Origin of the sequence: Nonomuraea sp. JJY05 (assembly GCF_043496855.1) — a bacterium.
In the GTDB taxonomy this organism is placed as follows: Bacteria; Actinomycetota; Actinomycetes; order Streptosporangiales; family Streptosporangiaceae; genus Nonomuraea.
Window position 1 is genome coordinate 163,689 of record NZ_JBIEIS010000007.1, and the last position, 13,159, is coordinate 176,847.

Consider the following 13,159-nt stretch of genomic DNA (forward strand, 5'->3'; position numbering starts at 1 on the left):
CTCGTCCCTCTGGTCGCTACGCTCCCGCCGCTCCTCAGTCCAGGCGGCGGCGCTCCCTCGCAGCGTTCACGGGCCTCACCCCGTGAGGCCGGCTCGGTCGCCGAGGAGCCGCCACCTTCCCTCGTCCCTCTGGTCGCTACGCTCCCGCCGCTCCTCAGTCCAGGCGGCGGCGCTCCCTCGCAGACCCAAGGAGAGATCATGATCGAAGTGACCGAACGCGACGAGGTGGCCATCGTCACGCTCGCCCGCCCGGAGAAGCTCAACGCCCTCACCGCGGGCATGCGCCGCGACCTGGCGGCCGCGATCCGCGCGTGCGGCAAGGACGGCAGGGGCGTCGTGGTCACCGGCACCGGCCGGGCGTTCTCGGCGGGAGAGGACATCCACGAGGCCGCCGGAAAGTCGCTGGTCGAGGAGGTGGAGCTCTTCCACGACATGACCAGGGCGGTGCTGGAGACGCGGGTCCCGGTCGTGGCGGCGGTCAACGGCCTGGCCGTGGGCGGGGCCGCCGAGTGGACGCTGTGCTTCGACACCCGCATCGGCACCCCGGCGACCGAGTACTTCCTGCCGGAGAACCACATCGGCCTATCCGTCTCGAACGCCTCCAGCTACCTGCTCCCCCGCCTGGTGGGCGCCAGGGCGCTGAAGATGGTGCTCGACTCGACCCGGATGACCGCCGAGCAGGCCCTGGCCACGGGCCTGCTGGACGAGATCGTCCCGGCGGAGCGGCTGCTGGAGGCGGCGATCGAACGCGTACGCCACTGGACACGGCCGGGCACGGCCACGGCGGTCCACCTGGCGCTCCTGCGGCCGTCCCTGGACGAGGTCGAGCGCGCCTTCGCGAGGGAGACGGAGGCCGCCAGGCAGGTGGAGGAGTCGGGCATCGCCCATGAGGGCATGTCGCGCTTCGTCAACCGGGCTAGGCGATGACGATCGCCACAACCAGCAGGACCACCGCCGCCACCAGCACCGCGATGGAGTCGTAGGACCACGTGACCCGGGCCGGCGCCGCCTCGTCCGCACGGTGCCTGGCCGACTCGGCGCGGTCGCGGATCTGGTCGCCCACCCAGTCGGCGTGCGTCTTGCCCGCGAACGCCTCCACGGCCGCCTGCTCGGCCTTCGACAGCGTGGGCTCGGTGCTGAAGCGCCCACGCTGCTGCCTGGGCGCTCCGCGCCGCTGCGCCTTGGCCCGCTCGCGCGCGCTGCTCATCGGCGTCCACAGCCGCAGCACGCGCTCGTCGCCGTACTGGACGTTGATCGAGTGGGACACCGTCACGTCCTCGACCGAGGCCCACGGCAGGAACGTCGTGCGCAGCGGGTTGCGCCCGATCAGCCCCGCCTCCGTGAACACGGTGGCGGGGCGCATCGCGATCACGTAGACCAGCGCGGTCAGCGCGCCGAGCACGGCCAGCGCCACCAGCGACGACTTGCCGGTGTAGTGGGCGATCAGGTCCCAGACGTTGAACGCGACGAAGGCCAGCCACACCCAGGCGAGCACGAACGCGGTCTTGGACCGGTAGGTCTGTTTCACGGCTGCCACTTGAGCTGCGCGAACCCCGGCTTGATGACGCCGTTGATCAGTGCCAGCCGCTCGTCGAACGGGAGGAACGCCGACTTCATCGCGTTGACCGTGAACCACTGCAGGTCGTCCCAGCCGTAGCCGAACGCCTCCACCAGCTTGGCGAACTCCTGCGACACGCTCGTCGAGCTCATCAGCCGGTTGTCGGTGTTGACCGTGACCCTGAAGTGCAGCCGCCGCAGCAGCCCGATGGGGTGCTGGGCGATCGACGGGGCGGCCCCGGTCTGCAGGTTGGAGGTGGGGCACATCTCCAGCGGGATGCGCTTGTCACGCACGTACGCGGCCAGCCGTCCCAGCTTGGCGGAGCCGTCCTCGGCCACGGAGATGTCGTCGATGATCCGTACGCCGTGGCCGAGCCGGTCGGCGCCGCACCACTGGATCGCCTGCCAGATCGACGGCAGCCCGAACGCCTCGCCCGCGTGGATGGTGAAGTGGGCGTTCTCCCGCTGGAGGTATTCGAACGCGTCGAGATGCCGCGTGGGCGGGTAGCCCGCCTCGGCCCCCGCGATGTCGAACCCCACCACGCCCACGTCGCGGTAGCGCACGGCCAGCTCGGCGATCTCCATGGACCGCGCCTGGTGCCGCATGGCCGTCAGCAGCGTGCCGACCCGGATGCCGCGCCCCTCCGAGCCCTGCCTGAACCCTTCGAGCACCGCCTCGACCACCTGGTCGAGGCTCAGCCCGCGCGTGGTGTGCTGCTCGGGCGCGTAGCGCACCTCGGCGTAGACCACGCCGTCGTCCGCGAGGTCCTGAGCGCACTCGGCGGCCACACGGACGAGCGACTCGCGCGTCTGCATGACCCCCACGGTGTGGGCGAACGTCTCCAGGTAGCGCTCGAGCGAGCCGGAGTCGGCCGCCTCCTCGAACCAGTGGCGCAGGCGGTCGGGATCGTCAGTGGGCAGCCGATCGTAGCCGGTCTCCCTGGCCAGCTCGACGATCGTCTCGGCGCGGAGCCCGCCGTCGAGGTGATCGTGCAGCAGCACCTTGGGAGCCCGCCGGATCTCGTCAAGCGTGGGACTCATCTGGCCATGATAGGGCGTCCCTCGCGTACGGTTCAGTCACGCCCTGCGCTCTCCGCGGAGAAGGCCGGCAGGCACACCGCGATGTACTCGGCGCCCTCGGGACCTGCGCTGTAACGGACCTTCTCCCCCGGCGAGGTCACCACCGACTGCCCGGCCGCGACCTCCGTCGTGCCCTCGGCGTGCTCCACCATCACCAGGCCGCGCAGCACCACCGTGTACTCGGTGAACTGCGGCCGCTGAGGCGGCTCCTCCCAGCCGGGCGGGGCGGTCATGTGCGCTATGGAGATCCCGTCGTCGCCGCTGCTGACGCGGCCGATGTGCTCGTCGATGAGCTTGCCGCCGGGTACGGGTATGCGGGCCGGGCCCTCGATCTTTCTCACCACGACGTCAGTGTGCCACGTCGATGATCAGGCGGCTGGGACCGCCCTGCTCCTTGACCTGGAACGCGGCCTTCCTGGCCAGCACCAGGCCGATGCCGACGCGGCCCTCGAAGTCGCCGGTCCTGACGACGTCGGTGAGGTTGAGCAGGCCGGTGCGGAACACGGGACCGCCGTTCCAGGTGGGCTTGCCGTCCGCGTCGTGGGCGTTCGCCGGGAAGAGCGTGACCTGCAGGTACGCGCCGCCGCTCACGTCCATGGGCTTGCCCGAGCCGTCCTCGACAAATTCGTCCACCCACTGGACGCCGTAGCCGGGAACCTTGCCCTTGAGATCGATGACCAGGCGGTCGTAGGTGTCATGACCGGCGAACCGGACGGCCGTGACGACGGCGGGCTCGATCCCGTCGCGCTGGACGTCCACCTCGGCCGTGCTCGTCGGCGTGTCGGGCCCTGGCCGGTCCGTCCGGGTGGCGGCCGGCTGCTCCGGCACGGCGGTCTGGGTGACCTGGCCGCAGGCGGTGAGCAGGGCCAGGCAGGCGAGCGGAGCGAGAACACGGGAGCCGGACGGGCGCATACCTCCAAGATGCCCGGCCTGCGGTCCCGCATGCGACCGGGCTTCCTGCCCTGCCGAGTACCCTGATCACCCCACGAGGAGTTATATACGTGAAAAAGTCTGGCGATTTATCGATCTTTCTGGCCAACTACTCGCCGTCGTTCGCGCGGACCGCGTACCTGCTGACGGGTGACGCGGACCGGGCCCGCGAGCTGGCGGTCGAGGCGCTGGTCACGGCGTGTCGCCGCTGGTCCGCCATCCGCTGGGGCCGGCCGGCCGTGGGGGTGCTGCGGGAGCTGTACGCGCGCTTCCTGGCCGCCGCGCCGCCTCCCTCACCCGAGGAGCACCCGCTGGCCACGCTGCCGCCCACGGCCCGGGCCGTGCTCGTGGCGCGCTACCACGACGCGCTGCCGCCGGAGCAGGTGGCCATGGTGACGGGCCTGTGGACCGCCGCCCTGGACGAGGAGACGCACCAGGCCCTCGCCCACCTCCGGGACGCGCACCCCGAGCTCTTCACCCGCGACGAAACGCCGGATCCCCCGGAGCAGGACGGCGACGCGCAGGAGACGCCGCGGACCGCCCCCGATCCGGATGGCGGTGACGCGCAGGAGACGCCGTGGACCGCCCCCGATCCGGATGGCGGTGACGCGCAGGAGACGCCGTGGGCCGCCCCCGAGCCGGATGACGCGGCGGAGACGGCCCCGGTCCAGGGGGCGGACACCGACGAGCCCGGCCTGCGTGCCGCCCTGATCCGCATCGCAGCCGGCATGCCGCACACCAACCTCTCCGAGCTCGTCCTGACCCGCATCGGCAGGCGGCGCAGGACCCGCCTCACCCTGTGGGCGGCCGCGTCGGCGGGGGCGGTCGGCGCGTTCGCGGCCCTGGCCGTGATCGCCGTGAGCAGCCTGGCGGGCAGCCTGGAGAGGGCGGCCGGTGACAGCAGCGCCGCCCTCACGCCGCCGGACGAGGTCCCGATGGCGCTGCCGGACAAGCTGAGCGACCCCATCCGGTACGCGTACACGGACTACTGCGAGGACGTCTCGTCCGACCCCGGTGACCCGCGGCCCTGCGGCCAGTGGCGGCTGATGACCCTGGCGGGCAAGGAATGGCGGCTGCACACCGCGCGGGCCGGCTACGACGAGGAGACGCTCGTCCCCCTGCCCCTCGCCATCAGCCAGGACGGCCACCGCCTGGCCTACCGGCATCTCGACGGCTCGTACGTCGTGCACGACCTGCCGACGGGCGTCGTCAAGAAGATCGGCATCGAGCACGCGGAGACGCCCTCGCACCTCACCTCCTCGCCCGACGGCCGGTACTTCGCCCTCGACTTCGGCGCCGCCGACGGCGCGATGCTCGACTTCGACACCGGCGCGACCCAGCACGTCAGCGGAACCAAGATCAAGATCCTGGCCGTGGGGGACAACGGCACGTGGGTGGTCAGCGACGAGGTGGACGTGAACGACGTACCGGGCCACGCGTCGGTCGCCACCCTCACGGTCCAGGGCGCGAAGCGCCGCACGGGCGGCTACCGCATCGACCCCGGCCTGTTCGGGCACGGCGCCGCCCTCTCCCCGGACGGCCGCACGCTGGCCCTGGTGTCGGCGGACGAGCGGCTCGTCACCATGAACGCGCGCACCGGCCGCGTCTCCGGCTCCCGCGCGGCACTCGACGACTACGGGGTGATCGCGGTCGAGCGCTGGCTCAGCGCCGACGAGGTTCTCGTACGACAGCCCGACGAGGACGACGAGGACGCCTACCTGACCAGGGTCGACGTCCGGTCGGGCAAGAGCGCGGGCTACGGGGAAGAGGAGGAGGTCGGCTACGACTTCCCGCTCGGCGCGCTGGAATGACGAGAAGGGCCCCGCCGAGGCAGGGCCCTTCTGTGAACAACGCTGGTCAGACGGTCTCGTAGACCTTGACGTTCTCGCTCTCGACGGCCTGCGCCTTGCGGGCGCGCAGCCCGGTCGCCGAGATCGCCAGCCCGACCAGGGCCAGCACCAGCGAGACCACGATCGCCGAGCGCAGCGAGCCGATCGAGAGCGTCTCACCGCCGCCCGAGGTGAGCACGGCGGTGACCACGGCCAGCACGATCGCGCCGCCCACCTGGCCGGAGGTGTTGAGCAGCCCGGAGGCCAGCCCCTGCTCGTCGTCGTCCACGCCGGTGGTGGCCTGGATGTTCAGCGAGGGGAAGGACAGCGCGAACGCGATGCCCATCAGGAGCATGCCCGGGATGACCATGCCGCCCAGGCTGGGGTCGCGGTCGATGCCGAGGAACATCGCGTACCCGCCGGCCAGCGCGGCGGAGCCGATGACGATCAGCTTGCCGGTGCCGAACCTGTCGGCGAAGTCGCCCATCTTGGTCGAGGTGAGCGCGACCAGCAGGCCGGCGGGCAGGAACGCCAGGGCGGTGCCCAGGGCCGACCAGCCGAGGAGGTTCTGGAAGTACTGCATCGCCACGAACTGGAAGGCGACGTACGAGCCCATGAGGATGAGCAGCCCCAGGTTGGCGCGGACGATGTGACCGGAGCGCAGGATGCCGAGGCGCACCAGCGGGTGCCGCATCCGCAGCTCGGCGAAGACGAACAGGCCGAGCAGGACGGCCACCGCCACCAGCGAGCCGATGGTCTGCAGCGAGGCCCAGCCGGCCTCGGGCGCCTGCACGACCGTGAACACCAGCAGCAGCATGGACGCGGTGATCAGCACGGCACCGAGCAGGTCGTGACCGCCTTCGGCCCGCTCGTCACGGCCGCGCAGCACCTTCGGCGCGATCAGCAGGGCGATGATCGCCACGGGGACCGGCATCAGCAGCGTCCAGCGCCAGCCGATCTCGGTGAGCAGGCCGGACATCACAAGGCCGAGCGAGTAGCCACTGGCGCCGCAGGCGGTGAAGATGCTCAACGCCCTGTTGCGCTCGGGCCCCTCCGGGAAAGTCGTCGTGATGATCGACAAGGCCGCGGGGGCGGTGAACGCGGCGGCCACACCCTTGACGAACCGGGCCGCGATCAACAGCCCGCCGTCGTCCACAATGCCACCGAGCAACGACGCCACGGCGAAGACACCCAAAGCGACCAGGAACACCCTGCGCCGCCCGAGCAGGTCGGCGGTCCTGCCCCCGAGCAACAGAAGACCGCCGTAGCCGAGCACGTAGCCGCTGACCACCCACTGCAGAGATGAGGTACTCAGGCCCAGATCATGCTGAATGGCAGGCAGGGCGACACCGACCATCGAGACGTCAAGGGCGTCAAGGAAGATCACTGCGCAGAGCACGGCAAGCGCGCCCCAGCGGGATGAGGAAGAGGACATGGGACAGAACAATACATGCGGTTGCATCTAATGCAAACGCATTTAATGCCGTTGCATAAGTTTTAGCGAAGTGGTAACCTCCGCGACATGGACGAGGAGTTCGTGGTCGACACCTGGCATTACGTCCTGGCCAAGCACGCCAAGGCCATGTGCGCCCTGGAGCGCGAGCTGGGGGATCGGCATGGGCTGGGGCCCAGCGAGTTCGAGGTGCTCGACCGGATCGTCCATCATGATCGGAAGCTGCGCATCCAGGAGCTCTGCGACGAGGTCCACCTGAGCCAGAGCGCCCTGTCCCGGGTGGTGGCCCGCCTGGAGAAGGCCGCGCTCGTGTCGCGCGGGGTCTGCGACGCGGACCGGCGGGGGGTGTTCGTGTGCATCACGGACGAGGGACGCGCCCGCCACGCCGAGGCGCTCCCGACGCAGCGCGCCGTCCTCTCGGAAATCTTCGCCGACGCCCCGGCCCTCGCCCGCTGACACCCCCGCGCCTAGCCGCAGCGCCCCTTCCCGAAGACCCCCACCCGCAACGGCCCCGCCGAGCGTGGCTGGTGTCCTTTGGGGTGAGAGGGGGGATGCGGCGAGACGGCCCGGTCGGCGAGGCGTTCCTCGGGGGCGGAGTGTCAGGGTGCGGTGATGCGGTCGATGACCAGGGGCAGGTGTTCCTCACTCGCCGAGCCCACCGCGTAGCCGCCCTCCAGCGCCTCCAGAGCGCGCTCGAACCGAGCCGTCTCATCGGCGTGCAGCGTCATCAGCGGCTGCCCCGCCCGCACCAGGTCCCCAGGCTTGGCGTGCAGGGTGATCCCGGCCCCGAACGACACCGGGTCCTCCTTGCGCGCCCGGCCGGCGCCCAGGCGCCAGGCGGCCAGGCCCACGGCGTACGCGTCCAGCCGGTTCAGCACCCCGGATGAGGGCGCCTCCACGGTCAGGGTCTCGGCCGCCCGGGGAAGCAGGGCGTCCGGATCGCCGCCCTGCGCCACGATCATCCGCCGCCACGCGTCCATGGCCGACCCGTCGGCGAGGGCCTTCGCGGGGTCCTTGCCGGACGACACCCCGGCCGCCTCCAGCATCTCGCGCGCCAGCCGTACCGTCAGCTCCACCACATCGGCGGGGCCGCCGCCGGCGAGCACCTCGACCGACTCCGCGACCTCCAGCGCGTTCCCCACGGCCAGGCCCAGGGGCCGGTCCATCGCGGTGAGCAGCGCCACCGTGCGCACCCCGGCGTCCGTCCCCAGGGCGACCATGGTCTCGGCCAGTTCGCGAGCCGCCGAAGGCGTCTTCATGAACGCCCCGGAGCCCACCTTCACGTCGAGGACGAGCGAGCCGGTGCCCTCGGCGATCTTCTTGGACATGATCGACGAGGCGATCAGCGGGATCGACTCGACGGTGCCGGTGACGTCGCGCAGCGCGTACAGCTTCTTGTCGGCGGGTGCCAGCCCCGACCCGGCCGCGCACACGACCGCGCCCGCCGAGCGCAGGACCTGCAGCATCTCGTCGTTGGAGAGCGAGGCCCGCCAGCCGGGGATCGACTCGAGCTTGTCGAGCGTGCCGCCGGTGTGCCCGAGCCCGCGCCCCGAGAGCTGCGGCACGTACGCCCCGCACGCCGCCACCAGGGGAGCCAGCGGCAGCGTGATCTTGTCGCCCACGCCGCCGGTCGAGTGCTTGTCGGCGGTGGGCCGGTCGAGCGCGGACCAGTCCATGCGCTCGCCCGAGCGGATCATGGCCTGGGTCCAGTCGGCGATCTCGCGGCGGTTCATGCCGTTCAGCAGGATGGCCATGGCCAGCGCGGACATCTGCTCGTCGGCCACGCCGCCGCGCGTGTAGGAGTCGATCACCCAGTCGATCTGGGCCGTGGTCAGCTCGCCACCGTCCCGCTTGGCGCGGATGACCTCGATCGCGTCCATTCAGGCGCTCCGGCTGAGATCCTGGGGGCCGAACGCGTACGGCAGGATCTCCGCCATCCGCTTCGGCCCGTCCACGGTCTCGACCAGCAGGTCCTCGCCGCCGAACTCGTACAGCACCTGACGGCAGCGCCCGCACGGCATCAGCAGCTCACCGTGCCCGTCCACGCAGGTGAAGGCCACCAGCCGGCCGCCGCCCGACGCCTGCAGCGCCGACACCAGGCCGCACTCGGCGCACAGGCCCAGGCCGTAGGAGGCGTTCTCGACGTTGCAGCCGGTGACGACCCGCCCGTCGTCGACCAGGGCCGCCGCTCCCACGGGAAACTTCGAGTACGGCGCGTACGCGTTCCGCATGGCCTCCGCGGCCTCGAACCGCAGGCCGTCCCAGTCGATGGTGCTCAATGTTGTTCTCCCCGGCGGTAGCGCACGCCGTCGGCCTTGGGCATTCGCAGTCGCTGCGAAGCCACCAGGAGCACGAGCAGCGTGAGCACGTGTGGTGTGATGTAGACGAACTCGTTCGGCAGCTGGTCGACGGTCAGCCAGAGCCAGAAGAGCACGACCATGCCCGCGGCGGCGGCCGCCATCAGCGTATATTCCCTGGCACTGCCGGCCGCGAGCTCGGCGGGCCGGTCGGGCGACAGCATCCGGCGGACCCTCATGATCAGGTAGATGAGCAGCAGCACGGCGCCGAACAGGAGGAACGAGGTGATCGCCCCGGTGCTGCGCAGCTGCAGACCGTCGGCGTAGCCGAACAGCGAGGCGCCGATGGCGAGCCCGCCGGGGCGCCAGTTGCCGAAGATCATGGCGGCCAGGCCGATGAAGCCGCGCCCTTGCGTCTGGCCCTCGACGTACTTGGTGGAGACGAAGACCAGGAACACGCCACCGAGCCCGGCGAAGGCACCGGAGATGACGACCGCGATGTACTTGATCCGGTAGACGTTCACGCCCAGCGACTCGGCCGCCCACGGGTTCTCGCCCGCCGAGCGCAGGCGCAGCCCGAACGCGGTGTGCCAGAGCACGAAGTACGTCACGGGCAGCAGCAGGACCGCCAGGATGACCAGCACGTTCACTTCGTGCGTGAGCCCGCGCAGGATGCCGGCGAGGTCCGAGAGGAGGAACCAGTGGGTCCCTTCCAGCTTGCCCAGGAGGTCGGGCCCGTCGGAGAGCAGCGGCAGGCTGGGCTCCGGCGCGGGCGAGATGATCGCGGGCGAGCTGGTGATGCCCGCGCCCGCCTCCGCCGCGGGGGTGCCCTCCTTGTAGAACACCTCGGACAGGAAGCGGGTGATGCCGGGGCCGAGCAGGTTGATCGCGACGCCGCTGATGATGTGGTCGACACCGAATGTCACGGTGGCGACGGCGTGGATGAGGCCGCCGAGCGCGCCGCCGAGCAGCCCGGCCAGCAGCGCGGCCACCGCGCCCCACTGGTATCCGGCCCAGCCGGCGAACCAGGTGCCGAGCACCATCATGCCTTCGAGGCCGATGTTGACCACGCCGGCCCGCTCGGCCCACAGGCCGCCGAGGCCGGCCAGGCCGATCGGCACCGCCAGCATCAGGGCCGCGGCGAACGTGCCGGACGAGGTGATGTCGTTCTGGCCGGACACGACGCGGACCAGCGACATCAGCAGGATGAGCGCGGCGACTCCGATGAGCGCCACGTGGTACTTGCCAAGCCTGGTCATGCTGCCACCTCAACCGGGGTCTTCCTGCCGAGCTCCTGGGCGGCCCGCCGCTCTTCGAGTCTGAGCGCGAGCCGGTTCGTCACCTCGTTGGCCACGACGACCAGCAGGACGATGACGCCCTGGATGATCGTGATGACGGACGGCGGGACGTTCGCGATCTGCAGCGCGCCCTGCGCCCGGTCGAGGAAGGCGAACAGCAGCGCGGCGACCGCGATGCCGACCGGCTTGTTCCTGCCGAGCAGCGCCACCGCGATGCCGAGGAAGCCCAGGCCGGCGGTGAAGTTGGAGTTGAAGGCGCCCTTGTCGCCGAGGATCTCGGGCAGGCCGATGAGCCCGGCGATCGCGCCGGACAGCACCATCGCCGCGATGACCATCTTCTTGGGGTTCACGCCGGAGGCGAGCGCGGCCGGGCCGTTGAGGCCGCTGGCCTTGACGTTGAAGCCGAATCTGGTCCGCTCCAGCACCACCCAGATCACCACGCCGAGCACGATCGCCACGAGCAGGAAGCCCCACAGGCCGCCGCCGCGCGTGGGCGGGAGCAGGCCGAATCCGTCGAACAGGAAGTTCAGGTTGGGGAACATCGCCGACTCGGGCAGCTGCGGAGTGGTCGTGGTGAGCTGGCCGGCGGCGCGCTGGCCCGCGAAGGGGCCGCGTACGAGGTAGGACGCGATGTTGATCGCGATGTAGTTCAGCATGATCGTGGCGATGACCTCGTTCACGCCTCTGGTCACCTTCATGACCGCGGGGATCAGCGCGTAGAGGCCGCCGACGGCCGCGGCGACCACGATGATCACCGCGATCTGGATCGGCGCGGGCGCCTCGAACGTCGAGCCCACATACGCGGCGACGATGGCCGCGAGCCGGTACTGGCCCTCCACGCCGATGTTGAAGAGGTTCATGCGGAAGCCGACGGCCACCGCGAGACCGGCGATGAACAGGGGCACGGCCCGGTTGAGGAAGGTCGCGATGCCGTTGGAGACGGCCCGCGGGGTGGCGCCGAAGTCGAAGAAGGCGGCGAACGCGTCGAGCGGGCTGGCGCCCGCCGCGACGATCGCCACGCTGGAGATCGCGATCGCGAGGACGATGGCGACGACGGCGCCCGCCACGGTGAGCAGCGCCCGGTTGAGCCCGGCGGGCATCACGTCTCCTCATTGCCGGCGATGGCGCCGGTCATGTAGCCGCCCAGCCGCTCGGGCGTGATGTCGGAAGGGTCGAGCGCGGCTACGAGCCGCCCGCGGTAGATCACCCGGAGCGTGTCGGACAGGCCGATCAGCTCGTCGAGGTCGGCGGAGATGAGCAGCACGGCCAGCCCGGCGGCCCTGGCGTTGCGCAGGTGGTCCCAGATGGCGGCCTGCGCGCCGACGTCCACGCCTCTGGTGGGGTGGGCGGCGATGAGGAACTTCGGCTCGCCGCTCATCTCGCGGCCCACGATCAGCTTCTGCTGGTTGCCGCCCGACAGGGCCAGGGCCAGCGTGTCGACGCTGGGCGTGCGGACGTCGTAGTCCTTGACGATGCGCTGGGTGTCGGCCTTCGAGGCCCGCCGGTTGATCCAGATGCCGCTGCGGGCGGGCTTCCTGGTCTGGTGGCCGAGCACGCGGTTCTCCCACAGCGAGGCCTCCAGCAGCAGGCCTTGGCGGTGCCGGTCCTCCGGGATGTAGCCGATGCCGGACTCTCTGCGCTTGAGCGTGGTCCATTGGCTGATGTCCTGGCCGTCCAGCTCGATGCTGCCGTGCGCGGGCCGGATGCCCATGATCGCCTCGATCAGCTCGGACTGGCCGTTGCCCTCGACGCCGGCGATGCCGAGGATCTCGCCCCGGTGGATCTCGAACGACACGTCGTCGAGGAGCAGCCGCTTGCCTTCTTCGCGCAGCTTGGCCAGGTCGGCGGACGGGTGGTAACCGTCGGCCTCCATGGTGACCTGGGCGACCCGCAGCGTCACGGCGTCGGTGACCGTGGACTCGCGGGTCTCAGGCGTGGGCAGCTCGCTGCCGACCATCAACTCGGCGAGCTGGCGGGCGGTGACCTCGCGGGGGTCCACGCTCGCGACCGTGGTGCCGCGCCGGATCACGGTGATCGCGTCGGCGATGCCGAGCACCTCGTCGAGCTTGTGGGAGATGAAGATGACGGTCAGGCCGTCGGCCTTGAGCTCGCGCAGGTTCTGGAAGAGCTCCTCGACCTCCTGCGGCACGAGCACGGCCGTCGGCTCGTCGAGGATGAGGATGCGCGCGCCCCGGTAGAGGACCTTGAGGATCTCGACGCGCTGGCGGTCGCCGACGCCGAGGTCCTCCACGAGCTTGTCCGGGTCGACCCGCAGGCCGTGGCTCTCGGCCAGCTCGGTGATGCGCCTGCGTGCGGAGGCCGTGTCGAGCATGCCGGCCTTCTTCGGCTCGGCGCCGAGGACGATGTTCTCCAGCACGGTCAGGTTGTCGGCCAGCATGAAGTGCTGGTGGACCATGCCGATGCCGACGCCGATGGCGTCGCTCGGCGTACGGAAGCTGACCTCGGCGCCGTTGATCCTGATGGTGCCCTCGTCCGGCTTCTGCATGCCGTACAGGATCTTCATCAGCGTTGACTTGCCCGCGCCGTTCTCCCCGACGATGGCGTGCACCGTCCCTGGTTCGACGGTGATGCGGATGTCGTGGTTCGCGACGACACCGGGGAAACGCTTGGTGATGCCCTCCAGCTCTACAGCGGGTTTCGCCGTGGCCAGGGTGTCAGCACTCATTTCGCCTCTCCTAGCGGGGGGCGGGGGAT

The 13,159-nt window shown here is 70.8% G+C and carries 13 protein-coding genes; 3 read left to right on the forward strand and 10 right to left on the reverse strand.

Annotation, left to right across the window (positions count from 1 at the left end; translation table 11 throughout):
• Positions 1-198 precede the first annotated feature (198 nt).
• Positions 199-927, forward strand: coding sequence for an enoyl-CoA hydratase/isomerase family protein (locus tag ACFKCF_RS12205; protein ID WP_394493111.1), 729 nt, complete (start codon positions 199-201; stop codon positions 925-927).
• Here the strand turns inward: ACFKCF_RS12205 and ACFKCF_RS12210 are convergent.
• From ACFKCF_RS12210 to ACFKCF_RS12225, 4 genes are read right to left on the reverse strand one after another with little or no spacing between them, the layout of a single operon-like run.
• Complete coding sequence (locus tag ACFKCF_RS12210; protein ID WP_394493112.1) at positions 917-1,528, reverse strand: PH domain-containing protein; 612 nt, start codon at positions 1,526-1,528, stop codon at positions 917-919. The two genes, ACFKCF_RS12205 and ACFKCF_RS12210, sit on opposite strands and share 11 nt — an antisense overlap.
• Entirely contained in the window at positions 1,525-2,598 is a 1,074-nt protein-coding gene (locus ACFKCF_RS12215) for an adenosine deaminase (RefSeq protein ID WP_387571245.1), read from the reverse strand. Before ACFKCF_RS12215 ends, ACFKCF_RS12210 begins: the two co-directional genes overlap by 4 nt.
• Before the next feature lie 32 nt (positions 2,599-2,630).
• Positions 2,631-2,981 (reverse strand): cupin domain-containing protein, encoded by a 351-nt coding sequence (locus tag ACFKCF_RS12220; protein WP_394493113.1) that lies wholly within the window; start codon positions 2,979-2,981, stop codon positions 2,631-2,633.
• A gap of 4 nt (positions 2,982-2,985) precedes the next feature.
• Entirely contained in the window at positions 2,986-3,549 is a 564-nt protein-coding gene (locus ACFKCF_RS12225) for a hypothetical protein (RefSeq protein WP_394493114.1), read from the reverse strand.
• A gap of 89 nt (positions 3,550-3,638) precedes the next feature.
• On the opposite strand from ACFKCF_RS12225, the gene ACFKCF_RS12230 reads away from it, so the two are divergent.
• On the forward strand, positions 3,639-5,378 hold the full coding sequence (locus ACFKCF_RS12230) for a hypothetical protein (RefSeq protein WP_394493115.1): 1,740 nt from the start codon (positions 3,639-3,641) through the stop codon (positions 5,376-5,378).
• Between the two features lie 46 nt (positions 5,379-5,424).
• On the opposite strand, the gene ACFKCF_RS12235 is transcribed toward ACFKCF_RS12230, so the two are convergent.
• Positions 5,425-6,831 (reverse strand): MFS transporter, encoded by a 1,407-nt coding sequence (locus tag ACFKCF_RS12235; protein ID WP_394493116.1) that lies wholly within the window; start codon positions 6,829-6,831, stop codon positions 5,425-5,427.
• An 87-nt stretch (positions 6,832-6,918) separates the two neighbouring features.
• Here ACFKCF_RS12235 and ACFKCF_RS12240 point away from each other — a divergent pair, with 87 nt between their 5' ends.
• Entirely contained in the window at positions 6,919-7,305 is a 387-nt protein-coding gene (locus tag ACFKCF_RS12240) for a MarR family winged helix-turn-helix transcriptional regulator (RefSeq protein ID WP_394493117.1), read from the forward strand.
• Positions 7,306-7,448: 143 nt separating this feature from the next.
• On the opposite strand, the gene ACFKCF_RS12245 is transcribed toward ACFKCF_RS12240, so the two are convergent.
• Genes ACFKCF_RS12245 through ACFKCF_RS12265 form a run of 5 tightly spaced genes read right to left on the reverse strand, consistent with a single transcriptional unit; the run spans position 7,449 to position 13,130 of the window.
• Complete coding sequence (locus ACFKCF_RS12245; protein WP_394493118.1) at positions 7,449-8,729, reverse strand: thymidine phosphorylase; 1,281 nt, start codon at positions 8,727-8,729, stop codon at positions 7,449-7,451.
• Positions 8,730-9,128, reverse strand: a complete 399-nt coding sequence (locus ACFKCF_RS12250) for a cytidine deaminase (RefSeq protein ID WP_394493119.1) — start codon at positions 9,126-9,128, stop codon at positions 8,730-8,732.
• A complete protein-coding gene (locus tag ACFKCF_RS12255; protein ID WP_394493120.1) occupies positions 9,125-10,405 on the reverse strand; it encodes an ABC transporter permease in 1,281 nt (426 codons plus the stop codon). Before ACFKCF_RS12255 ends, ACFKCF_RS12250 begins: the two co-directional genes overlap by 4 nt.
• The gene (locus ACFKCF_RS12260) at positions 10,402-11,544 is read right to left on the reverse strand and encodes an ABC transporter permease (protein ID WP_394493121.1); all 1,143 of its coding nucleotides are present in this window, start codon (positions 11,542-11,544) and stop codon (positions 10,402-10,404) included. Before ACFKCF_RS12260 ends, ACFKCF_RS12255 begins: the two co-directional genes overlap by 4 nt.
• Positions 11,544-13,130, reverse strand: a complete 1,587-nt coding sequence (locus tag ACFKCF_RS12265) for an ABC transporter ATP-binding protein (RefSeq protein WP_394493122.1) — start codon at positions 13,128-13,130, stop codon at positions 11,544-11,546. The genes ACFKCF_RS12260 and ACFKCF_RS12265 overlap by 1 nt, the downstream gene beginning before the upstream one ends.
• Positions 13,131-13,159: the final 29 nt, after the last annotated feature.